21 protein-coding genes and 1 pseudogene are annotated in these 21,355 nt (G+C 71.5%); 12 read left to right on the plus strand and 10 right to left on the minus strand.

Features of this window, described 5'->3' with window-relative positions; genetic code table 11:
- Position 1 precedes the first annotated feature (1 nt).
- Both ACPOLA_RS01405 and ACPOLA_RS01410 read right to left on the minus strand, forming a co-directional pair.
- The gene (locus ACPOLA_RS01405) at positions 2 to 724 is read right to left on the minus strand and encodes a PilZ domain-containing protein (protein ID WP_435768568.1); all 723 of its coding nucleotides are present in this window, start codon (positions 722 to 724) and stop codon (positions 2 to 4) included.
- Between the two features lie 53 nt (positions 725 to 777).
- Complete coding sequence (locus ACPOLA_RS01410; protein ID WP_435768569.1) at positions 778 to 1,146, minus strand: hypothetical protein; 369 nt, start codon at positions 1,144 to 1,146, stop codon at positions 778 to 780.
- Positions 1,147 to 1,200: 54 nt separating this feature from the next.
- Between ACPOLA_RS01410 and ACPOLA_RS01415 the strand changes: the two genes are divergently transcribed.
- The 4 genes and pseudogenes from ACPOLA_RS01415 to ACPOLA_RS01430 all read left to right on the plus strand — a co-directional run bounded on the left by ACPOLA_RS01415 (position 1,201) and on the right by ACPOLA_RS01430 (position 6,121).
- Positions 1,201 to 2,187: a GNAT family N-acetyltransferase gene (locus tag ACPOLA_RS01415; RefSeq protein ID WP_435768570.1), complete on the plus strand. Its 987-nt coding sequence runs from the start codon at positions 1,201 to 1,203 to the stop codon at positions 2,185 to 2,187.
- A gap of 172 nt (positions 2,188 to 2,359) precedes the next feature.
- Positions 2,360 to 3,639, plus strand: a pseudogene (locus ACPOLA_RS01420) (ISL3 family transposase).
- A 230-nt stretch (positions 3,640 to 3,869) separates the two neighbouring features.
- Positions 3,870 to 5,279, plus strand: a complete 1,410-nt coding sequence (locus ACPOLA_RS01425) for an HNH endonuclease signature motif containing protein (protein WP_435768571.1) — start codon at positions 3,870 to 3,872, stop codon at positions 5,277 to 5,279.
- A 395-nt stretch (positions 5,280 to 5,674) separates the two neighbouring features.
- Positions 5,675 to 6,121, plus strand: a complete 447-nt coding sequence (locus ACPOLA_RS01430; protein WP_435768572.1) for a phosphatase PAP2 family protein — start codon at positions 5,675 to 5,677, stop codon at positions 6,119 to 6,121.
- Here the strand turns inward: ACPOLA_RS01430 and ACPOLA_RS01435 are convergent.
- The 5 genes from ACPOLA_RS01435 to ACPOLA_RS01455 form a co-directional block, all read right to left on the minus strand.
- The gene (locus tag ACPOLA_RS01435; protein ID WP_435768573.1) at positions 6,112 to 6,351 is read right to left on the minus strand and encodes a hypothetical protein; all 240 of its coding nucleotides are present in this window, start codon (positions 6,349 to 6,351) and stop codon (positions 6,112 to 6,114) included. The two genes, ACPOLA_RS01430 and ACPOLA_RS01435, sit on opposite strands and share 10 nt — an antisense overlap.
- A 61-nt stretch (positions 6,352 to 6,412) precedes the next feature.
- Positions 6,413 to 7,480, minus strand: coding sequence for an NAD(P)H-dependent flavin oxidoreductase (locus tag ACPOLA_RS01440; RefSeq protein WP_435768574.1), 1,068 nt, complete (start codon positions 7,478 to 7,480; stop codon positions 6,413 to 6,415).
- Complete coding sequence (locus ACPOLA_RS01445; protein WP_435768575.1) at positions 7,477 to 8,259, minus strand: CoA-transferase subunit beta; 783 nt, start codon at positions 8,257 to 8,259, stop codon at positions 7,477 to 7,479. The genes ACPOLA_RS01440 and ACPOLA_RS01445 overlap by 4 nt, the downstream gene beginning before the upstream one ends.
- Positions 8,256 to 9,155 (minus strand): CoA transferase subunit A, encoded by a 900-nt coding sequence (locus tag ACPOLA_RS01450; RefSeq protein WP_435768576.1) that lies wholly within the window; start codon positions 9,153 to 9,155, stop codon positions 8,256 to 8,258. Before ACPOLA_RS01450 ends, ACPOLA_RS01445 begins: the two co-directional genes overlap by 4 nt.
- Positions 9,152 to 9,913 carry an enoyl-CoA hydratase family protein gene (locus ACPOLA_RS01455; protein WP_435768577.1) on the minus strand — a complete coding sequence of 254 codons (762 nt, stop codon included), beginning with the start codon at positions 9,911 to 9,913 and terminating at the stop codon, positions 9,152 to 9,154. The genes ACPOLA_RS01450 and ACPOLA_RS01455 overlap by 4 nt, the downstream gene beginning before the upstream one ends.
- 42 nt (positions 9,914 to 9,955) lie before the next feature.
- On the opposite strand from ACPOLA_RS01455, the gene ACPOLA_RS01460 reads away from it, so the two are divergent.
- The 3 genes from ACPOLA_RS01460 to ACPOLA_RS01470 all read left to right on the plus strand — a co-directional run bounded on the left by ACPOLA_RS01460 (position 9,956) and on the right by ACPOLA_RS01470 (position 12,999).
- The gene (locus ACPOLA_RS01460; protein WP_435768578.1) at positions 9,956 to 10,768 is read left to right on the plus strand and encodes an SDR family oxidoreductase; all 813 of its coding nucleotides are present in this window, start codon (positions 9,956 to 9,958) and stop codon (positions 10,766 to 10,768) included.
- On the plus strand, positions 10,765 to 11,652 hold the full coding sequence (locus ACPOLA_RS01465; protein WP_435768579.1) for an SDR family oxidoreductase: 888 nt from the start codon (positions 10,765 to 10,767) through the stop codon (positions 11,650 to 11,652). Before ACPOLA_RS01460 ends, ACPOLA_RS01465 begins: the two co-directional genes overlap by 4 nt.
- A 105-nt stretch (positions 11,653 to 11,757) precedes the next feature.
- Complete coding sequence (locus ACPOLA_RS01470; protein WP_435768580.1) at positions 11,758 to 12,999, plus strand: cytochrome P450; 1,242 nt, start codon at positions 11,758 to 11,760, stop codon at positions 12,997 to 12,999.
- A 65-nt stretch (positions 13,000 to 13,064) separates the two neighbouring features.
- On the opposite strand, the gene ACPOLA_RS01475 is transcribed toward ACPOLA_RS01470, so the two are convergent.
- Complete coding sequence (locus ACPOLA_RS01475; RefSeq protein ID WP_435768581.1) at positions 13,065 to 14,228, minus strand: steroid 3-ketoacyl-CoA thiolase; 1,164 nt, start codon at positions 14,226 to 14,228, stop codon at positions 13,065 to 13,067.
- A 128-nt stretch (positions 14,229 to 14,356) separates the two neighbouring features.
- On the opposite strand from ACPOLA_RS01475, the gene ACPOLA_RS01480 reads away from it, so the two are divergent.
- A complete protein-coding gene (locus ACPOLA_RS01480; protein ID WP_435768582.1) occupies positions 14,357 to 15,592 on the plus strand; it encodes a cytochrome P450 in 1,236 nt (411 codons plus the stop codon).
- Positions 15,593 to 15,630: 38 nt separating this feature from the next.
- Positions 15,631 to 16,869 (plus strand): cytochrome P450, encoded by a 1,239-nt coding sequence (locus ACPOLA_RS01485; RefSeq protein WP_435768583.1) that lies wholly within the window; start codon positions 15,631 to 15,633, stop codon positions 16,867 to 16,869.
- Here the strand turns inward: ACPOLA_RS01485 and ACPOLA_RS01490 are convergent.
- Positions 16,860 to 17,960, minus strand: coding sequence for a carboxylate-amine ligase (locus ACPOLA_RS01490; RefSeq protein ID WP_435768584.1), 1,101 nt, complete (start codon positions 17,958 to 17,960; stop codon positions 16,860 to 16,862). The genes ACPOLA_RS01485 and ACPOLA_RS01490 overlap by 10 nt on opposite strands.
- 117 nt (positions 17,961 to 18,077) lie before the next feature.
- Between ACPOLA_RS01490 and ACPOLA_RS01495 the strand changes: the two genes are divergently transcribed.
- The 3 genes from ACPOLA_RS01495 to ACPOLA_RS01505 all read left to right on the plus strand — a co-directional run bounded on the left by ACPOLA_RS01495 (position 18,078) and on the right by ACPOLA_RS01505 (position 20,855).
- Positions 18,078 to 18,755, plus strand: a complete 678-nt coding sequence (locus tag ACPOLA_RS01495; protein WP_435768585.1) for a response regulator transcription factor — start codon at positions 18,078 to 18,080, stop codon at positions 18,753 to 18,755.
- Position 18,756: 1 nt separating this feature from the next.
- Complete coding sequence (locus tag ACPOLA_RS01500) at positions 18,757 to 20,148, plus strand: sensor histidine kinase (protein ID WP_435768586.1); 1,392 nt, start codon at positions 18,757 to 18,759, stop codon at positions 20,146 to 20,148.
- An 89-nt stretch (positions 20,149 to 20,237) separates the two neighbouring features.
- Positions 20,238 to 20,855: a PepSY domain-containing protein gene (locus tag ACPOLA_RS01505; RefSeq protein WP_435768587.1), complete on the plus strand. Its 618-nt coding sequence runs from the start codon at positions 20,238 to 20,240 to the stop codon at positions 20,853 to 20,855.
- Here ACPOLA_RS01505 and ACPOLA_RS01510 read toward each other — a convergent pair.
- Entirely contained in the window at positions 20,824 to 21,177 is a 354-nt protein-coding gene (locus tag ACPOLA_RS01510; RefSeq protein WP_435768588.1) for an EamA family transporter, read from the minus strand. The two genes, ACPOLA_RS01505 and ACPOLA_RS01510, sit on opposite strands and share 32 nt — an antisense overlap.
- Positions 21,178 to 21,355 lie beyond the last annotated feature (178 nt).

Here is a 21,355-nt window from a genome sequence, read left to right on the forward strand (position 1 = left end):
CTCAGCCGGTGTGCCGGGTCCGCCGCTGGGCGGCGAACACGAACCGGCGGATCACGTCGCCGTGGACCGACGGGTCGTCGAAGGCGAGCGCGACACCGGTGCTGCCGCCGGCGAACGCGACGTGGCGGACGACGACCGCGGGGTGCGCGAGGGCGAGACCGTCGATCTTGATGGTCGAGTCGACCTCGCTGCCCACCGGCGGCAGCTGACCCCGCACGATGCCGAGGAGGCCGCCCTCGCTGAGGTCGACGACGACGCCTGGGGACTCGTGGTGCACGGGCTCGGCCGGCGCGTCCGTCGTACCGCCGTCGGGACCGGCGGTCTCGTCGGTGGCCGGCGGCTCGGCGACCCAGGCGATGCTGAGCGGCACCGACACCGGGGCGCGGAAGTAGGCGCGGTCCTGCAGGCGGGTCGCGGGACCCGCAGGGCGGACCAGCCACACCTGGCCGTAGTCGCGACGGGACGGGCGGGTCGTGACGGCGCACTCCATCCGCCCCAGCGGATAGGTCCAGGCGATCGTGGCGTCGAGGTGGTGCACCAGCGGGTCCAGGTCCGGCGGGCAGGACACCACGAGCAGCTGGGCGCCCTCGTCGGTCTCCAGGTCGAGCACCTTGGTCTCCCGCACCACGGCGTCCCCGACCGTCGGATGCAGCCTGAGCTCGACCGTCTGCAGCACCTGGGGGTGGCTCTCGGGCGCGCGTTGGTGCCGGGCGGATGCGGGCATGCCGATCTCGTCGGCAGCGCGGGCGCCGATCTGAGCGCGGCGGCTGCGTCCGATCAGAGGCAGGTCCACCAGATGCCCACGGCGCCCGGGAGCAGGCCCAGCAGCAGCCAGGGTGAGAGCGGTCGGCGGCCGTTGAGCACCAGGGTCCCCGCGATCCCGCCCACCATGAACGCGGAGGCGATCAGGTTCAGTGCCACCTTGGCGTCCAGCCGGTCGTCGTGGACGTGGTCGGCAGCGATCACGAAGCCCACCGAGAGGTGGAGGATGGTCGTGATCACCAGTGCCGAGACGATCCGGCGCTGGACCCGCTGCAGACGCTCGAGGTCCCGCGGGTCCGGCGCCTTGCGCGGGGCCGTCGGGTCCATCAGGTGCCGCCGCCGGGTGACCGCGGGAGGGTTGCTCGGAGTCGGCGGCTGGTTCACCTCTCCAGGTTAACCAGTGGCACACCGCGGCGGGGCCGCGCATCCTTGGCTGTCATGGAGATCACCCCCTTCGGCCCCGACGACGTGGCCGACCTGTCCGCTTGGGCCGAGCTGGTCAACACCATCAGCAGGCACGACTCGCCGTGGGAGCGGCTCGAGACGGCCTCGTCGGGTGCCGCACGGTTCCGGCACGGCTGGGACGGCGAGCCGGACACGCCGTACCTCGCGCGGCGGGGCGAGGACGTCGTCGGCTGGGGCGCCATCGGCACCAGCGGGCGCGACAACCTGCACCTCGCGTGGCTGCGGGTCGCCGTCCACCCCGACCACCGGCGTCAGGGGATCGGCACGGCCCTGCTCGAGACACTGCTCGAGGAGGCGCGGCGTCGCGGACGGACCAGCGTGGGAGCCGAGGGCTGGGAGTCCGACGCGGCCGACGCCTTCGCGAAGCGGCATGGCTTCGACCGCAAGCTGTCGAGCATCAACCGCCGGCAGTTCCTCTCCGACGTCGACTGGCCCGGTGTGGACGAGAGGTACGCCGCCGCCCTGCCCCACGCCGCGGACTACGCCCTCGAGCGCTGGACGGCCCCGACTCCGGACGACCGCCTCGACGACCTGGCCGAGATGGCGTCCGCGATCAACGACGCCCCGCTCGACGACCTCGAATACGAGGACGAGGTCTTCACCGCCGAGCGGATGAAGGCGTACGAGACGGCCGTGGCCGGGCACGACGAGCGCCTCTACCGCGTCGTCGCCCGCCACGTTCCCTCCGACGCGCTGGTGGCACAGTCGGTGGTGGCGGTGCGCTCCGACGACCCCACCTGGGGGGAGCAGCACGACACCTCCGTCGTGCGGGCCCACCGCGGTCACCGCCTCGGTCTCCTGGTGAAGGTCGAGATGCTCCGCTGGCTGCGCGAGGCCGAGCCCCAGCTGGCCACCGTGAACACCTGGAACGCCGAGTCCAACGACCACATGATCGGGGTGAACGAGATCCTCGGCTATCGCGTCATGGGACGCGAGTGGGCCTACCAGCGGTCGCTCTGACGCGGGGGCGGCTGTGCGGAGAGCTAGGCTGCGGTCGACTGCCGCGGGGCTGCGGTTTTCGGGCTCTTGTGACGTTTCCGTGGGTGGTTGATCGCGCCTGAACGGCCACACGCCGCTCCAGGCCTAGGTTTCTGGCTTGTCGAAGGTCAGTCACCAAAGAGCGAGGAACGGCGTGCGGTCAGCAAGCCTATGGCGCGCCCTGTTGGGCGTCGAGAACACCGTCATCGAAGAGATCGAGTTCGACGAGGAAGCCGAGATCGTCGTGGCCCATGTCCGGCCCCGGCGCGCGTCCCGGGGTCGCTGCGGGGCGTGCGGGGCTCGGGCTCCGTGGTACGACCGCGGCGAGGGTCGTCGCCGTTGGCGGGGCCTGGACCTGGGTGCGGTCGAGGTGTTCCTCGAGGCTGACGCGCCGCGGGTGAACTGCCCGGTCCACGGGCCGACGGTGCGGCAGGTGCCGTGGGCCCGGCACGCTGCCGGCCATACGCTGGCCTTCGACCAGCAGGTTGCCTGGCTGGCCACCCAGTGCTCCAAGAGCGCGATTACCGAGCTGATGCGGATCGCGTGGCGCACGGTCGGGTCGATCATCACCCGGGTGTGGGCCGATACCGGCGGCCAGGTCGACGCCTTCGCAGGGTGCGGCGGATCGGGATCGACGAGATCTCCTACAAGCGCAACTACAAGTACCTGACCATCGTGGTCGATCACGACACCGGCCGACTGGTCTGGGCCGGCGTCGGCCGCGACAAGGCCACCGTGCGGTCCTTCTTCGACGCCCTCGGCGACGAGCGCTGCGCCCAGATCACCCACGTCTCCGCTGACGGTGCGGACTGGATCGGGCAGGTCGTCGCCGAACGCTGCCCCAACGCCGTGCGATGCGCGGACCCGTTCCACGTCGTGAAGTGGGCCAGCGCGGCACTCGATGAGGTCCGCCGGCAGGCTTGGAACGCCGCCCGGGCCGACACCAGGACCCTGCGCGCCCGCAGAGCTGCCGGTCGCACGAACCGTTCCGAGGGCCATGCGAAGGCGTTGAAGAACTCCCGGTTCGCCCTGTGGAAGAACCCCGAGAACCTCACCACCCGCCAAGCCGCGAAGCTGGCGTGGATCGCGAAGGCCGAGCCGACCCTGTACCGCGCCTACCTGCTCAAGGAAGCGCTCCGGCTGGTGTTCCAGCTGCCCTACGGGGAAGCAGTCGTGGCGCTCGACGCCTGGATCGACTGGGCGCGCCGGTGCCGGATCGAACGGTTCGTGAAGCTGCAGCGCACGATCGTGACCTACCGGACCGAGATCCTCGCCTCGATCGAGCACGGCCTGTCCAACGGCCTCATCGAATCGGTCAACACCAAGATCCGACTCATCACCCGCATGGCCTTCGGCTTCGCCAGCCCCGCCGCCCTCATCGCCCTCGCGATGCTGAACCTCGGCGGCCACCGACCCGTCCTACCCGGCCGATGACCCACGGATCAGTCAGAAGGGCCGGTTTTCGTAGGTGGTGCCGGTCCGAAAGGGCTTTTTACGGCGGCAAGCTTCGCGATCCGTCGGGTTGCGTTGCCGGCCTCCGTCTCGTAGGGCGGGGTCCCCAGTTTGTGCCACTTTCCGTCCACAGCGTCGGATGGGGAATCGCCTGTCCCCAGGCGGGTTTCCGGCTCGGGGTTGTGTCGGTGGCTGGTGCTTGGATGGGTGTCATGGAGCTCGGGAACGACAGCGACGCGGAGGGGCAGTTCGACGGCTGCTCGACCGTCGAGCTGCTGGCCCACGCGGCGGGTGAGGTCCGGGCCCGACGCGCCTCGCTGATCCGGGAGTGGCAGGTGATCACCGCCTGGGCCGACCAGAACATCGTCGACTGCGAGGAAGGTGCCGCGACCCTCATCGAGGGGTACGTGGACACCGGGGTCCCGATCGCCGGCCCGGGCGCACCACTGGTGTCGGAGTTCGCGTTGATGGAGCTGATCGCCACCCTCGAGCGGACCCCGGACGGTGGCCGCGCCTACGTCGGCCGGGTCATCGGGTGTGCGTGGCGACTCAAGCGGATCTACGCCGCCGTGCTGGCCGGGCGCTGTTTGCCGTGGAAGGCCGAGCGGGTCGCCGACCTCACCCACGACCTCAGCCTCGAGGCCGCTGCGCACGTCGACCGCAAGCTCGCCCCGCACATCCGGTCCTGCTCGTGGCGGGAGGTCGAGCACCACATCGACGAAGCCATGACCCTCTACGACCCCGACGCCGCCGAGGCCCGGCGTGAGGCGTCGTCGGACTCCCGGCGGTTCGACGTCCACCTCGACCATCTCACCGACGGCGTCGTGCACGTCGACGGGATCCTCGACGCCGCGGATGGTGCCGACCTCGACACCGCCGTCAACCGCCGCGCCGTGCTGCTCGCGAAGCTCGGCCACGACGGGTCCCTCGACGTGCGGCGGGCGGTCGCGGTCGGCGACCTCGCCCGTGCGGACCTGACCCTCGACCTCGAGACCGTCGACGAGTCCACCGGCGAGATCACCACCGCATCCCGCGGCCGGAAGGCCGTCCTCAACGTGCACGTCTCGGATGCCGCCATCACCAGCGCTACTGGCGAGACTGCTGCTCCGGTGGGGCGGTGGGAGGACCAGCAACGCCCGATCTCGGTCGCGCAGATCAAGGAGTGGCTGTCCGCGGCCGGGACGACGGTGGTCGTGCGGCCGGTGATCGACCTCGCCGGGCACATCCCGGTGGACTCCTACGAGATCCCCGACCGTCACCGCCAGCAGGTCGAGCTGCGCGACCACCATTGTGCGTTCCCGTGGTGTGGCCGCCGCGCAAGTCGCTGCGACCTCGACCACGCCCTCCCGTACAACCAGGGCGGGGTGACGTGTCCGTGCAACCTCGTCCCCGCCTGCCGGGCCCATCATCGGGCGAAGACGTTCTCCACCTGGCGCTACGTGATCGTCCAGCCGGGGACCTATCTGTGGATCACTCCGAACGGGCGGCACTTCCTGGTCGACCACACCGGCACCCGCACCCTCGACCCACCCGTCGCCGTCGACCAGGCCGTGCACGGCCCACCGCCCGACCACGACGCCCGGACCTGGCCCATCCAGACCGGCCCACCCTGCCCCGGCTAGGCACCACGCCCCGCACCCCGCCCTCGGCGGGGCTGTGGGTGCGCCGGTCGAGACGGATCCGCCTCCCCGCCTGAGGTCGTACGGCGCCCGCGCTGGGACCCCCGTGGGGCGGACGCCGGTCGCGACTCCGGACGGACTCGGCAGGGCCGCGGACTTCCTAGCGTTCCGTACCATGAGCAGACTCCACCCGACCGCCCAGCGGGCTGCCCCACCGGTGCCGCCGTTCGCGCCCCCGCGTCTGCCGCATGGCGTGGTCCATGCCTCCGTGCTCGCCGCCCTGCTCGCGGTGCTCGCAGCGGTGACCTTCGTCGTACGCGAGGACGTGTTCACCGCGGCGGCCGCTGCTGCGACGGTCGTCGCTGGAGCCGGCTGTCCGCCACATAGCCGACGCGGGCGTGCTCACCCTGGTCGGCGCCGTGGTCATCGTCGCGGTCGGGTGCTGGCTCCGGGAGCGGCGCGCGTTCCACCGCCTCACAGGGGCGGGCGTCGGGGTGGTCGGTGCCTACGCGGTGAGCGAGCTGGTCAAGCTCCTGGTCCAGGAGGAGAGGCCGTGCCGGGCGCTGGACGTCTCGACGGTTCTCGCCTGCCCAGGGACAGGGGACTGGTCGTGGCCGTCCAACCACGCGACGGTGGCCGCGGCGCTGGCGGTCGCGTGCTTCTTCGCCGTACCCCGGCTCGTGTGGCTCGTGGCGCCGTTGGCTGCGTTGGTCGCTGCCGCCCGAGTCGCCGCCGGAGTCCACTACGCCCACGATGTCCTCGCCGGGCTGGCCCTCGGTGTCGTGGGGGTCACGGTCGCCGTCGTGGCCCTGCACCGGGCGCGGGGCCACGCCGGTCAGCCGTAGCGGTGGCTCTTCGCCGCGTGGCCCTTCTCGCGGGTGCAGGTCCGGCCGCCCATGTTGCGGTGACCGCAGAGCTCGTCGTCGGCGCCGGGCTCCGGCGGGGGAGCCACGGCGGGTCTCGGCTTCACCGGCTGCGCGCGGCTGGCCGGCGTCGTGGCGTTCTTCGCCGCCCGGGCCTGGTCCTGGGCGTAGCGCGCCTCGCGCATCGCGCGCAGCGCGTCCATCTTGCTCATCGGCTCTTCACCCGGCAGACCCTAGTGACGGCAGCCGACACTTCCTCGCAGGCCCGCCGCGTCACACGACGTACGACGCCGCTCGGCGGAGCTCCTCCGCGGCGCGGGTGACGATCCGGTCGACCAGCTCCTCGCAGGTGGGGAGGTCGTCGATCACGCCGACGACCTGGCCGCTCGCGAGCACGCCGGCGGACGTGTCGCCCTCGACGAGGCCGGCGCGCAGCATGGTGGGGGTGTTGGCGGCCAGCGCCATCTGGCCGAGCGTGCGTCCTTGCTGCCTCTTCATCTCGCGCCCGTCCTTGAGCATCTCGGTCCACGACATGCCGGAGGACCTCTTGAACTCGAGGGTGCGGCGCAGCGTCGGTCCCATCCGTCGGACTGCGGAGGTGTTCTCGAGCTCCTCGACGAGGTCCGTGCGAAGCATGCGGTGCGGCATGCCGTCGACCTTGGCGGTCACGACTGTGTCGGTGAGGCCGCGCTCGAGGTAGAGCTGCTTGACGGCGTCGGGGACCGCCGAGTCCTTGGTGAGCAGGAAGCGGGTGCCCATCCCGACGCCGGCGGCGCCGTACGACAGCGCGGCCGCCAGGCCGCGACCGTCGAAGAACCCGCCGGCGGCGACGACCGGGATGTCGACGGCGTCGAGCACGGTGGGCAGGAGCAGCGTGGTCGGGATCGGCCCGGTGTGGCCGCCGCCCTCGCCGCCTTGCACCATCACCGCGTCGGCGCCCCAGGACGCGACCTTCTTCGCGTGCTTCGCCGCGCCGATCGACGGCATCACGACGATGTCGTGCTCCTTGAGCTTGGCGATCAGCTCGGGCTTCGGCGCCAGCGCGAAGGACGCCAGCCTGACATCGTGGTCGATCAGCAGCTGGCAGCGGTCCGCGGCGTCGCCCGCGTCGGCCCGCATGTTGACGCCGAACGGGCGGTCGGTGCGGCTCTTCACCTCGACGATCGCCTTCTCCAGCTCGGCGAAGGTCATGGTCGCGGAGGCGAGGATCCCGAGCCCGCCGGCGTTCGCCGTCCCGGAGACCAGGCGGGGGCCGGAGACCCATCCCATCCCGGTCTGCACGACCGGGTGGCGCACGCCCACGAGGTCGGTGAGCGGCGTCCGGATCAGCTGCTCGATCACTTCGTGGCCGCCTCGGCGCCCGGCACCTCGCGGAACCGCAGGCCCTTGGGGTCGAGCATCTCCCGGATGATGATCAGCTCCTCGTAGGACGGGGTCCGCGACGTCGGCACGTCCGACGGGACGTCGAGTGCGAACCCGGTCGCCTCCACGACCTCGTCGACGGTCACACCGGGGTGCACCGAGAGGAGCCGGACCGTGTCGTCCGGCCCTCGCACGTCGAGGACGGCGAGGTTGGTGACGATCCGGTGGATGTCGTTGTACTTCGCGGCCGCGGCGCCGGCCGCCCGGGCCCGTGCTGGACCGACGCCGGAGACAATGTCGACCTGCTCGACGAAGACGCGTGGGGAGTGCTTCGGCACCCAGTACGACGTGCGGTTGTTGACCGTGTTGCCCGGCGCGCCCCGCGACCCCAGCAGCTGCCGCTTCGGCTGCGCGAAGTCGCCGATGGCGGAGATGTTCTGGTTGCCGTGGCGGTCCACCTGGGTGGCGCCCATCATCACGTGGCGCCTGCCCCAGGCGACGACGTCGAAGACCCGGCGGAAGGGGATCCAGCCCTCCACTACGTCCTTCCCGCCCAGCGGCGGCACCCCACCGAGGAAGAGCGACTCACCGTCGGAGATCACCAGGTCGGGGTTGGAGGTCAGCTTGGCGAGCCGGACGCCGAGCGTGGGCAGCAGGCCCATCGGGCTCGCGAAGATCTCACCGTCCTCGCTGAACGCGTCGGCGATCGCGGCGGCACAGACGTCCGCGCGGGTCGCTGCAGTGGTCGAGTCGCTCATCGGGCGGTCTCCTCCTGGAAGGACTTCACGGCTGCCTGGTAGGACGCCTCGTCGCCGGCGAGGAACCGGTCGTGGAAGTCCTGCCAGTCCTCGTCCGAGCCGCCGGCCGCGGCGGCGTACGCCTTCTGGAACCGCTCGTCGCGCTCGTAGTCGGGCACGCAGTTGGTGAAGTGTGCGCCGCCCGGCGCCTCGACCACGCCGTCGACCATCATCCGGCTGAGCAGGAGCCGCTGCACCGGGGTGTCGACGGTCAGTCCCGCTGTGTCCACGACCTGCTCGACGCTGACGTACGTCCGGTCCGCCGCCATGGCGAAGAGGTCGTCGAAGTAGGGATCGGGTCCGAGGTACGACGCGTTGCCGTGTGCGTCCGCACGGTTGAGGTGCACGAGCGCCACGTCGAGCTTGAGCGCCGGCACCGCGACCAGCTCCTCCTCGACCCCGTCGGCGTCGGGATAGGGGCTGGTCACGGTGCGCAGCCACGGGTTGTGGACCATCACGTCGGACCCGAGCCCGGCCCGCATCGGCAGGAACGGGAGCCGCTCGGCCGCGGCCTTCAGGCCGGTCTGGAACATGCCCTCGTCGAGCTCGACCACCTCGGGGATCGACTTCGTCTGTCGCGCCCGCTGGAAGTTGGGCTCGAGCGGGATGGTGTCGAGGGAGACGAACGCGTAGACCAGCTTGCGGATCTTGCCGGCGCGGGCGAGCAGGCCCACGTCGGCCCCGCCCCAGCTGACGACCGTGAGGTCGGTGAGGTCGGAGTTGTAGATCGCGCGGACCAGCGCCATCGGCTTGCGCCGGGGACCCCAGCCGCCGAGGCCGACGGTCATCCCGCTCTCGAGGCTGCCGACGACCTCCTCGATCGACATCCGCTTGTCCCGCGGCTTGCGGCTGCTCACTTCCGCTCCTTGCTCTTGTCGGTGCCGGCGAACTCGTCGCGCAGCTCGTCGCTCACGCCTGCCAGGTTGAGCTCGAACGTGAAGCCCTGCTCGAACCGGTAGGACCGGTTGACGTCGATCGGGTCGATCCCGTTGAGCGCCTCCTTGGCGGCGCGGATCACTCGGGTGTCCTTGGCGGCGATCTCGCCGGCGACCGCCAGGGCGGCGTCGTCGAGCCGGTCCCGTGGTACGACCTCGAGCACGGACCCGAACTGCACCAGGTCGGCGGCCTTGATGGTGCGCGCGGTGAAGTAGAGCGTGCGCATCATGTGCTGGGGGACCAGGCGCGCCATGTGGGTGGCGGCGCCGAGTGCACCCTGGTTGACCTCGGGCACGCCGAAGTAGGCGTCGTCGCTCGCCACCACGCAGTCCGCGTTGCCCACGAGCCCGACGCCGCCGCCGACGCAGAACCCGTTGACCGCGGCGACCACGGGCACGGCGCACTCGTAGACCGCCTTGAACGCCGCGTAGCAGCCCCGGTTGGCGCCGAGGAGGGCGTCGAACCCGGTCGAGTGCTGCATCTCCTTGATGTCGACGCCGGCGTTGAAGCCCTTGCCCTCCGCGCGCAGCACGACGACCTTGGTCGCCAGGTCGCGTCCGGCCTCGTCGAGCGCAGCCGCCACGTCGAACCAGCCCTGCACGGTGAGGGCGTTGACCGGGGGAGCGTTCATCGTGACGAGACGGATCCCGTCAGGTCGCAGCTCACTGGTGACCGTCATGCGCCGGAGCCTACCAAGCATTTGCTTGGTATGGTGTCGGGCATGGCTCTCGCCCTCGACCTCTCCGGCCGGATCGCGCTGGTCACCGGCGGTGCGCGCGGCATCGGCCGCGGGATCACCGAGGTGCTGCTGGAGGCGGGCGCCACCGTCGTCACCTGTGGCCGCAGCGACGCCGAGCCGCCGGCCGGTGCCGCGCACCGGGTCTGCGACGTGCGGGACCCGGCGTCGGTGGAGGCCCTGGTGGACGGCATCGTGGCCGACCACGGGCGGCTCGACGTCGTGGTCAACAACGCCGGCGGGGCGCCGTACGCGATGGCGGCCGACGCCTCGCCCCGGTTCCACGACAAGATCGTCGGGCTCAACCTGATGTCGTCGCTCCTGGTGAGCCAGGCGGCCAACCGCCGGATGCAGCAGCAGGACGGCGGGGGGTCGATCGTCAACATCTCGTCCATCTCGGCGAACCGTCCCTCGCCCGGGACCGCTGCCTACGGCGCCGCGAAGGCCGGCGTCGACGCCCTCACCACCTCGCTGGCCCAGGAGTGGGGTCCGCGGGTGCGGGTCAACGCCGTCGACGTGGGACTGGTGCGCACCGCCGACACCGCCGACCACTACGGCGGCGACGAGACCGTCGCCGAGATCGAGCGCACCATCCCCCTCGGACGGATGGCCGACGTCGCCGAGATCGGCCGGGTCGTCGCCTTCCTGGCGAGCGACCTGGCGTCGTACGTCTCCGGCGCGCGCCTCGCCTGCCACGGCGGCGGCGAGCAGCCGATCTTCCTGTACCTGGCCCAGAACGCGCAGAACGCCCAGAACGCCCAGAACCGACCCGACCAGCAACCCGAGGAGACCACGTGAGCAAGCTGTTGGAGGGTCGCGTCGCGATCGTGACCGGCGCAGGCCGCGGCATCGGACGCGCGCACGCGCTGGAGCTCGCCCGGCACGGCGCGAAGGTGGTCGTCAACGACTACGGCGTCTCGCTGGCGGGCGAGGGCACGGGGGAGACCCCCGCCGAGGCCGTGGTTGCGGAGATCGAGGCGATGGGGGGCGAGGCCGTCGTCAACGGCGCCGACGTCGCCGACTTCGCGGCGGCGGAGGCGATGGTGCGGCAGGCGATCGACACCTTCGGCGGGCTGGACATCCTGGTCAACAACGCCGGCTTCGTCCGCGACCGGATGCTGGTCAACACCTCCGAGGAGGAGTGGGACGCGGTGATCCGGGTCCACCTGAAGGGCCACTTCGCGCCGCTGCGCCACGCGGGCGCCTACTGGCGCGCCGAAGCGAAGGAGGGGCGGCAGCGCTCGGCTCGGGTGATCAACACCTCCTCGGGCGCCGGTCTGCAGGGCTCGATCGGCCAGACCACCTACTCCGCCGCCAAGGCCGGCATCGCCGGCATGACGCTGGTCGCCGCGGTCGAGCTCGGCCGGTACGGCGTCACGGTCAACGCGATCGCCCCGGTGGCGCGCACGCGGATGACCGAGGGCGCGTTCGACACCTCCGCCATGCCGCTGCCCGAGGACAACTCGCCGGTGGTCGCCTGGCTGGCGTCGGAGGAGGCGGGCGACGTCACCGGCCGGGTGATCGAGATCGAGGGCGGCAGGATCACCGTCGAGAACGGCTGGACCCACGGACCGTCCGAGGACCGCGGCGCTCGCTGGGACGCCGGCGAGGTGGGCCCCGCACTCCGCAAGCTGATCGGCCAGGCCCCGGCCCCGGAGCCGGTCTACGGCACCACCGGCTGACGGCCGCGCGCGACGCGATACGAAAGTCTTTCGTTTCCTCCCGAATGTGTGTAGCGTCGCCGTGAGTCTGTACCCGCCGTGTCCTGCCCCCGAGAGGTTCCACCGATGACGATTGCCGACGCCGACGTCCAGCTGGACGGCTTCGATCCCACCGACCCCGACATCCTGCGCGAGCGGATGCCGCACGAGGAGCTGCTGGCGCTGCGCAGGACCGCGCCGGTCTCCTGGATCGAGCAGCCCGACCCGACGGCGCGCGCCGGCTTCCTCGACACCGGCTTCTGGGCGCTGAGCAAGCACGAGCACGTGGCGGCGGTCTCGAAGAACCAGACCGACTTCTCGACGTACGAGAACGGCGTGATCATCCGGTTCGCACCGGACATGACCCGCGAGGAGCTGGAACAGACCCGGTTCCTGCTCATCAACCACGACTCGCCCGAGCACACCAAGCTCCGGCAGATCATCTCCCGTGCCTTCACCCCCCGCGGGGTGGCGTCGCTGCACGACGAGCTCAAGCGCCGCGCCGAGCGGATCGTCGACGACGCGCTGGCCAAGGAGAGCGGCGACTTCGTCGTCGACATCGCGGCCGAGCTGCCGCTCCAGGCGATCGCCGACCTGCTCGGCGTGCCGCAGGAGGACCGGGGCAAGCTCTTCGACTGGTCCAACCAGATGCTGTCCTACGACGACCCGGAGCTCGGCGGCGACCAGATGACCGCCTTCATGGAGATCCTGGCCTACTCGATGGCTCTCGCCGACGAGCGCCGGCGCAACCCGCAGGAGGACATCATCACCAAGCTGGTGACCGCCGACGTCGACGGCAACGGCCTCACCGACGACGAGTTCGGGTTCTTCATGATCCTGCTCGCGGTCGCCGGCAACGAGACGACGCGCAACGCGATCACCCACGGGATGAAGGCGTTCATCGACAACCCCGACCAGTGGGAGCTCTTCAAGCGCGAGCGTCCCGACACCGCGGTCGACGAGATCATCCGCTGGGCCACGCCGGTCACGGTGTTCCAGCGCACCGCCATCAACGACGTGGAGATCGGCGGCCAGCAGGTTCGGGCCGGCCAGCGGGTGGGCCTGCTCTACGCGAGCGCGAACTTCGACGAGGACGTCTTCGAGGACCCGTTCACCTTCAACGTGCTCCGGGACCCGAACCCCCACCAGGCCTTCGGCGGCCACGGTGCGCACTACTGCATCGGCGCCAACCTGGCCCGGCTCGAGGTCAAGCTGATCTTCAACGCCCTGGCCGACCGCGACGCCCGGATCAGCCTGCTCGGTGAGCCGACGAAGCTGCGCAGCGCCTGGATCAACGGCGTGAAGGAGATGCCCGTCTCCTACCGCTGAGCCGCGCCACAACAGAATTCGTCGTCTCTCCCGCCGGGAGGCGACGAATTCTGTTGTGGCGTGCGTCAGACCCGCTCGAGGACGGTGCCGGTGGCCATCGCGCCGCCGGCGCACATCGAGATGAGGGCGGTGGAGGCGTCCCGCCGCTCCAGCTCGTGGAGGGCGGCGGTGATCAGCCGGACCCCGGTGGCACCGACCGGGTGGCCGAGGGCGATCGCCCCGCCGTTGACGTTGACCCGGTCGATGTCGACGTTGTGGGCGCCGGCCCACGACAGTACGACGGAGGCGAACGCCTCGTTGACCTCGAACAGGTCGAAGTCGCTGATCGCCATGCCGGTGCGGTCGAGGATGCGCTGGGTGGCGTCGATCGGGCCGTCCAGGTGGTAGTAGGGGTCGGAGCCGACGAGGCAGTGCGAACGGATCCGTGCCCGCGGCGTGAGGCCCAGTGCCCGGGCCTTGTCCTCGTCCATGATCAGCACGGCGGCGGCACCGTCGGAGATCTGGGACGACGTGCCCGCGGTGTGCAGCCCTCCCTCGAGGACCGGCTTGAGGTTGGCCAGTCCCTCGCGGGTGGTGTCCCGGAGGCCCTGGTCGGCGTCGACCAGACGCGTCTCGCCGGTCGGCTTGCCCTCGTCGTCGAGGACGGGCGCCTCGATGGGAGCGATCTCGCGCTTGAAGCGGCCCTCCTCCACGGCGACCTTCGCCCTGGCTTGGGAGAGGTGGCCGAGCTCCTCGAGGTCGTCCCGAGTCAGCCCGCGGTTCCGTGCGATCCGGTCGGCGGCCTCGAACTGGTTGGGCATGTCGATGGTCCAGTCCTCAGGCCGGGGGTCGCCCAGACCGGGAGGAACGTTGCCACCGAGCGGGATGCGCGACATCGCCTCGACGCCGCAGGCGATGCCGACGTCGATCGTGCCCGCCGCGACCAGGTCGTTCACCAGGTGTGCCGCCTGCTGCCCGGAGCCGCACTGGGCGTCGAGCGTGGTGCCGCCGGTGTGCTGGGGGAGGCCCGCGTGGATCCAGGCGCGGCGCACGGTGTCGTTGGACTGCTCGCCGGCCTGCGTCACGATGCCGCCGATCACCTGCTCGACCAGCGCCGGGTCGGCCCCGGCGCGGCGGAGCACCTCGGCCTGCGCGAAGCCGAGCAGGTTCGCGGGATGGACGCCGGCGAGCCACCCCTTCCGCTTGCCGAGAGGGGTGCGGACGGCGTCGACGATCACTGGGTTGCCCATGCGGCCAATCTACCACCAGAACTAGAACAGGTTCTCGTTCCGCGAGTGAAACCCTTTCGCCGGGAGGCGATGCTTTGTAGTGTGGCCGAGTAGAACGTGTTGCAGTGTTCCCGGCGAAAGGCTCCTGCGTGTCCGACCTCCTCATCCCGAAGGGCTGGGACCCGACCGACCCCGACATCAACGCCGTCGGGCTGCCGCACGACGAGTTCCGTGCGCTGCGCGCCACCGAGCCGATCCACTGGGTCGAGCAGGTGCCGGAGGCGCGCGCCGGCTTCTTCGGCTCCGGGTACTGGGCCTGCACCCGTCACCAGGAGGTCCGGGACGTCTCCAAGGACAACGAGAACTGGTCCACCGCCGAGAACGGCGTGATCATCCGGTTCGCGCCCGACATGACCCGCGACCAGGTCGAGGTGCAGCGGGCCATGCTGATCCACCACGACCCGCCGGACCACACGAAGATGCGCGGCGTCGTCTCCCGCGGCTTCACCCCGCGAGCCATCGCCGGACTGAAGGAGGACCTCCGGGCCCGGGCGTACCGGATCGTCGAGGAGGCCGTCGCGAAGGGCTCCGGCGACTTCGTGGAGGACCTCGCCGCCGAGCTGCCGCTGCAGGCGATCGCCGACTTCCTCGGGGTGCCGCAGGAGGACCGCAAGAAGCTGTTCGAGTGGTCGAACCAGATGATGGCCTACGACGACCCGGACTTCGACATCGATCCGGCCGTCGCCTCGATGGAGATCCTGGCCTACTTCGACGCCCTGGCCAACGACCGCAGGGCCAACCCGCAGGACGACATCGTCACCAAGCTGATCAACGCGAGCCTCGACGACGAGCACGGCGCGCTCACCAACGACGAGTTCGGGTTCTTCGTCATCCTGCTGACCGTCGCCGGCAACGAGACCACCCGCAACGCGATCAGCCACGGGATGCACGCCTTCCTCCAGCATCCCGACCAGTGGGAGCTGTGGAAGGCGGAGCGTCCGGACACGATGGTCGACGAGGTCATCCGGTGGGCGACGCCGGTCACCGTCTTCCAGCGGACGGCCCGGAAGGACACCGTGCTCGCCGGCCAGGACATCAAGCAGGGCGACCGGGTCGGCCTGTTCTACGCCTCGGCGAACTTCGACGAGGCCGTCTTCGACGACCCGTTCTCGTTCAACATCGAGCGCGACCCCAATCCGCACGTGGCGTTCGGCGGGCACGGTGCCCACTACTGCATCGGGGCCAACCTGGCCCGGATGGAGATCAAGCTGATCTTCGAGGCCCTGGCCGACGTCGCGCCGGGCATCAGCCTGGCAGGCGAGCCGAAGCGGCTGCGGTCGGGCTGGCTCAACGCCATCAAGGAGATGCAGGTCAGCTACAAGTAGGCCCGCCTCGCTCGCACACCCCCCATGAGGAGAACCGGATGACCGCGCTGCTGCCCTCGGGCTTCGACTTCACCGACCCGGACGTCAACTGGTCGGCCGTGCCGCACGAGCAGTTCCGGGCGCTCCGCGCGAGCGCCCCCGTGAGCTGGGTCGAGCAGCAGCCCGGGGCGTACGACGGGATGGCGACCGAGGCCGGCACCGGCTACTGGGCGGTCACCCGGCACGCCGACGTGGCCGCGGTGTCGAAGAACAGCAAGGACTTCTCCTCGGCCGAGAACGGCGCCATCATCCGCTTCGCGCCCGGTACGACGCGTGACGACATCGAGATGCAGCGGGTGATGATCCTCAACCAGGACCCGCCCGAGCACAGCACGATGCGCCACATCGTCTCGCGTGGGTTCACGCCGCGGTCGATCCAGCAGCTCGAGGAGATCATGCGGGAGCGGGCCGCCCGGATCGTGCAGGAGGCCGTGGCCCGCGGCACCGGCAACTTCGTCGAGGAGGTCGCCGCCGAGCTGCCGCTGCAGGCGATCGCGGACCTGCTCGGCGTCCCGCAGGACGACCGCAAGCAGCTCTTCCACTGGTCGAACTCGATGCTGGCCAACGAGGACCCCGACTTCGCCGGCACCGACCCGGCCACCGCCGCGGCGGAGATGCTGGTCTACGCCATGGGGATGGCCGCCGACCGGCAGGCGAGTCCGCGCGACGACATCATCACCAAGCTGATCAACGCCGACAAGGACGGCCGAGGCCTGACCGAGGACGAGTTCGGCTACTTCGTGATCATGCTCGCCGTCGCCGGCAACGAGACGACGCGCAACGCCATCACGCACGGGATGAACGCCTTCTTCGAGCACCCCGACCAGTGGGAGCTGTGGAAGGCCGAGCGCCCCGAGACGATGATCGACGAGGTGATCCGCTGGGCGACGCCGATCACCGTCTTCCAGCGCACCGCGCTGACCGAGGTGGAGGTGGGCGGCGTCGAGGTCGCCAAGGGTCAGCGCGTCGGCCTCTTCTACGCCTCGGCCAACTTCGACGAGGAGGTCTTCGACGAACCCTTCCGGTTCGACATCACCCGCGACCCCAACCCCCACGTGGCGTTCGGCGGGCACGGCGCGCACTACTGCCTCGGGGCCAACCTGGCCAGGCAGGAGATCTGGATGATGTTCAACGCGCTCGCCGACCACGCGCCCGGCATCGAGCGGCTCGACGAGCCGAAGCGGCTGCGCCACGGCTGGGTCAACGGCATCAAGGACCTCCAGGTCCGCTACGTCTGACCGTTCGTCCGCGCCACGAGGTCGTCGACGACGGCCTCCAGCCGGCCACCACTGCGCTCGTACGCCGCCCGCTGGCGTGCGGCGCCGCCCTCGCCGAGCACCCGGCTGAGGCCGTCGCGCACCAGGTCGGCGTCACCCGCCGCCGCGAGGTGGTCACCGACCGTGCGCAGCATCAGGTCGAGCACGTCGCGGGCCGGGAGCAGGTCGCCGGTGGTCGGGTCGAGAAGACGGTCGGACAGGCCGAACCGCGCTGCACGCCACTGGGCGGCGCGGAGCAGCTCCGAGCGCCATACCCCCGTGTCGGACCCCTCGGCCGCGGCGTGCGAGACCAGGGCACGGACGAGGGCGGCGATCAGCACGGCATCGTCGGCGTCGGTGCAGACGTCACTGACCCGCACCTCGACGGTGGGATGCTCCCGCGACAGCCGGGCGTCGAAGTAGAGCATGCCGTCGTCACGGGCCGCTCCGGACTCGATCATCCGCCGGCTCACCTCCCGGTAGCGCTCCAGCGAGCCGAACCGCTCGGTGGGCCCCGCGCTGGGCCACCGCGACCACACCTGCGACCGCCACGACGCGTAGTGGGTGTCCCGCCCCTCGGCGAAGGGGGAGTTGGCGCTGATCGCCAGGAGGACCGGCAGCCAGGGGACGAGCGCGTCGATCACCGCGACCCCCTCCTCGTCGGAGTCGACGTGGGCGTGGACGTGCATGCCGCAGGTGCCCCCCGGCCGGGCGATCTCGCCGTACGTCTCGATCATGTCGAGGTAGCGGTCGTCCCGGGTCGGCTTCGGCTCTCCGCTGGGCAGCGGAAGGGTCCCCGAGGCCACCGTCCGCAGGCCGGCGCCGCCGGCCGCCTCCGCGGCGAGGCGCCGGGCCTCGACCAGGTGGTCGCGCAGCGCGGCGAGATCCGTGACGGGCGGTGTCCGGGTCTCGAGCTGATGACGGAACAGCTCGTGGTCGAGCACGTCGGTGTGGGCGGAGAGCTGGTGCTCCGCCGCGTGCTTGAGGACCTGTTGCGAGCGCGGCACGCCCTTGCGGGTCTCCGGGTCGACGAGGAGCAGCTCCTCCTCGACACCCACCGTTCGCACGTCCACCTGGGGGCACCTCTCTTCGTGTCGGGTCCCCGGGCGGTACCCCGCGGAGCGCCGTTCAGCGGACTTTCAGCCCGCCTCGGCGACAATGGCCGTTCCCACGACCGCCCGGAGGCTGCCATGCGCGTACTCGTCGTCGACGACGAGCGGCGGCTGGCGCGCTCCCTCAAGGTGGGTCTGGAGGCCGAGGGGTTCGCCGTCGACGTCGCCCACGACGGGACCGACGGCTTGTGGCTGGCGCGGGAGAACACCTACGACGCCATCGTCCTCGACCTGATGCTGCCGGGAATCAACGGCTACAAGGTCTGCGAGACGCTGCGCCGCGAGCAGGACTGGACGCCCATCCTGATGCTGACGGCGAAGGACGGCGAGTGGGACCAGGTCGAGGGCCTGGACACCGGTGCCGACGACTACCTCACCAAGCCGTTCTCGTTCCCCGTGCTCGTCGCCCGGCTCCGCGCGGTGGCGCGGCGCGGAGCGCGTGAGCGGCCGACCCGCCTGCAGGTCGGCGACCTGAGCGTGGACCCCGCCGCTCGGCGGGTCTGGCGCGGCGACGTCGAGGTGGAGCTGACCGCCCGCGAGTTCTCGCTGCTCGCCTTCCTCGCGCGGCACGCCGGCGACGTCGTCTCGAAGCGCCAGATCCTCGACGCGGTCTGGGACGCCGACTTCGACGGTGACCCCAACATCGTCGAGGTCTACGTCCGCCACCTCCGCAACAAGGTCGACCGGCCGTTCGGGAGGGGCGCCATCCAGACCCTCCGCGGCGCGGGCTACCGGCTGGCGAGCGACGGTGGCTGACGTGCGCCGGCGGAGTGCGTCGGTGCGACTGCGGACGACGGCCGCCGCGGTGCTCGTGGTCGCGGTGGTGCTGGTCGCGGGTGCGCTGACGCTCGTGGCGGTGGTCCGCGATTCCTTGGCCGACGGGCTGGAGGCCAGTGCCGACCAGCGCGCGTCCGCCCTGGCGGACGAGATCGAGGCGAGCGGGCTCCCCGACCCGCCGACCGACGACGAGCGCGACGAGCCTGACGAGGACCGCGACGACCTCGACGACCTCGACGACCCGGAGGAGCTGGTCTGGCAGATCACCGACGCCCGGGGCCGGGTCGTCCGCTCCTCGCAGCCCCTGGCCCGGGCGCTGCCGACCGACGACGCCGGCGAGGTCCGGGTCCCCGGCGCCGACCACCCCTATGTGGTGGTCGTCGACGACGCGGAGTCCGGCGACACCGAGTACGGCGTCGCGGTGGCCGTCTCGCTCGAGGGGGTCGAGGACTCCACCGATGCACTGACCATGCCGCTGGTCCTCGGGCTCCCGCTCGTCCTGGTGCTCGTCGGGGGCACGACGTGGGTGGTGGCGACCCGTGCCCTCGCGCCGGTCGAGCGGATCAGGCAGGAGGTGGACCGGATCACGGGCGACCGGCTGGACCGGCGGGTCCCCGAGCCGCCGTCGCGCGACGAGATCCACCGGCTCGCCCGGACGATGAACCGGATGCTGGCGCGGTTGGAGACCGCCAGCGGTCGTCAGCGCCAGTTCGTCTCCGACGCGTCCCACGAGCTGCGCTCGCCGCTGGCGAGCATCCGACAGACCGCCGAGGTCGCGCGCACCCATCCCGACGCGCTGCCGGAGGGCGAGCTCGCCGAGGCCGTGCTGGAGGAGTCCGCTCGGATGCAGCGCCTGGTCGACCAGCTGCTGCTCCTGACGCGGGTCGACGAGGGTGTCCTCGCCGGCCCGCCGCGGGACGTGGACCTCGACGACCTGGTCCTCACCGAGGCCGCGCGGGTTCGCCGCGCGGGGCTCTCGGTGGACACCTCCGCGGTCGGACCGGCCCGGGTGCGCGGCGACCGGACCGCGCTCGGCCAGGTCGTCCGCAACCTCGTCGACAACGCGATGCGTCATGCGAGCGCGTCGCTGCGGCTCGCCGTCGGTCAGGCGGGCCCGGTCGTGGAGCTGACGGTGGACGACGACGGCCCGGGCGTCGCCGAGGAGGACCGTGAGCGCGTGTTCGAGCGGTTCGTCCGGCTCGACGAGGCACGCGCGCGCGACGCGGGCGGCAGCGGGCTCGGCCTGGCCATCGTCCGCGAGATCGTGGCGGCCCACGGTGGGTCCGTCGCGGCCGGATCCTCCTCGCTGGGGGGCGCGCGGTTCGTCGTACGGCTGCCGGCCGGCGCGGAGCCTCCGGTCGCTCGTTCCTGAACGGGTCTTCAGGTGCGTTCAGGGAGCCTTCAGCGGTGCGGAGGCAGGCTCGTCCTCGTCCGCTGAACCCCCAACCGAAAGGTCCCACCATGAACACCGCCAAGCTCCGCCGCAAGCGGGTCCTCCTCCCCGCCGCCGCCACCCTCGCGGTCGTCGCCGTCGGCGCGACCGTGTGGACGTCCAGCGCCAGCGACGACGTGCGCGGCAGCGAGCGCGACCGGGTCGCGGCGGCCGCGACCGAGGCGGTCGGCGGCACCGCCGTCGACGTCGAGGCCAGCGACGACCGCGGGGAGGCCTTCGAGGTCGAGGTGCGCCTGGACGACGGCACCGAGGTCGACGTGGCGCTCGACGAGGATCTCGACGTGGTCGGCGAGGACCGCGACGACGACTCCGACGACCGCGACGACCGCGACGACCGCGACGACCGCGACGACCGCGACGACCGCGACGACCGTGACGACTCTGACGGCCGTGACGACTCTGACGGCCGTAGCGACTCCGACGGCCGGGCGCTGGGCTCGGCGGAGCGGTCGGCCGCCGAACGCGCCGCACTGGCGGCGGTCGACGGTGCCACGTCCGCGCACGTGGAGGCGAGCGACGACCCCGGCGTCGCCTACGAGGCGGAGGTGATCGACGCCGACCACCGGGAGTGGGACGTCGACCTGGATGCCGACCTCAAGGTCGTGCACACCTCGCTGGAGGACTGACCGGCGGCGAGGCAGGCGCAGCCGGTGCGCCCAGCCGGGCCCGCACGGCACACCCGGCGCACAGCACCACGACGAGGCCGCCCAGCACCGTCGGCACGGTCAGCTGCTCGCCCAGCAGCATCGCGGCCCACGCCAGGCTGAGCACCGGCTGCGCCAGCTGCACCTGGCTGACCCTGGCCATCGGGCCGATGGCCAGGCCGCGGTACCAGGCGAAGAACCCCAGGAACATGCTCACCAGGCCCAGGTAGCCGAACGCCGCCCACTCGACGGCGAAGCCGTTCGGCGGCTCCCTGACGAGGGTGACACCCGTCAGCAGCAGCATGACCGGTGCGCAGAGCACCAGGGCCCCAGCAGACCGTCTGCCAAGCGCCGATCTCGCGCGCGAGCAGGCCGCCCTCGGCGTAGCCGACCGCAGCCGCGGCCACCGCCCCGAGGAGCAGGAGGTCGGCCCACTGGGGCGCCGCCAGACCACCGGCATGCACGGATCCCAGCAGTACGGC

It is taken from the genome of Nocardioides proteolyticus (assembly GCF_051280635.3).
In the GTDB taxonomy this organism is placed as follows: Bacteria; Actinomycetota; Actinomycetes; order Propionibacteriales; family Nocardioidaceae; genus Nocardioides.

Coding starts and splice junctions, on each gene's coding strand:
- ACPOLA_RS01445 (WP_435768575.1), bottom strand. CDS start 8,259: ATGAGCGACTCGACCACTGCAGCGACCCGCGCGGACGTCTGTGCCGCC.
- ACPOLA_RS01470 (WP_435768580.1), top strand. CDS start 11,758: ATGACGATTGCCGACGCCGACGTCCAGCTGGACGGCTTCGATCCCACC.
- ACPOLA_RS01510 (WP_435768588.1), bottom strand. CDS start 21,177: ATGCTGCTGCTGACGGGTGTCACCCTCGTCAGGGAGCCGCCGAACGGC.
- ACPOLA_RS01455 (WP_435768577.1), bottom strand. CDS start 9,913: ATGACGGTCACCAGTGAGCTGCGACCTGACGGGATCCGTCTCGTCACG.
- ACPOLA_RS01415 (WP_435768570.1), top strand. CDS start 1,201: ATGGAGATCACCCCCTTCGGCCCCGACGACGTGGCCGACCTGTCCGCT.
- ACPOLA_RS01485 (WP_435768583.1), top strand. CDS start 15,631: ATGACCGCGCTGCTGCCCTCGGGCTTCGACTTCACCGACCCGGACGTC.
- ACPOLA_RS01495 (WP_435768585.1), top strand. CDS start 18,078: ATGCGCGTACTCGTCGTCGACGACGAGCGGCGGCTGGCGCGCTCCCTC.
- ACPOLA_RS01505 (WP_435768587.1), top strand. CDS start 20,238: ATGAACACCGCCAAGCTCCGCCGCAAGCGGGTCCTCCTCCCCGCCGCC.
- ACPOLA_RS01475 (WP_435768581.1), bottom strand. CDS start 14,228: ATGGGCAACCCAGTGATCGTCGACGCCGTCCGCACCCCTCTCGGCAAG.
- ACPOLA_RS01405 (WP_435768568.1), bottom strand. CDS start 724: ATGCCCGCATCCGCCCGGCACCAACGCGCGCCCGAGAGCCACCCCCAG.
- ACPOLA_RS01435 (WP_435768573.1), bottom strand. CDS start 6,351: ATGAGCAAGATGGACGCGCTGCGCGCGATGCGCGAGGCGCGCTACGCC.
- ACPOLA_RS01425 (WP_435768571.1), top strand. CDS start 3,870: ATGGAGCTCGGGAACGACAGCGACGCGGAGGGGCAGTTCGACGGCTGC.
- ACPOLA_RS01460 (WP_435768578.1), top strand. CDS start 9,956: ATGGCTCTCGCCCTCGACCTCTCCGGCCGGATCGCGCTGGTCACCGGC.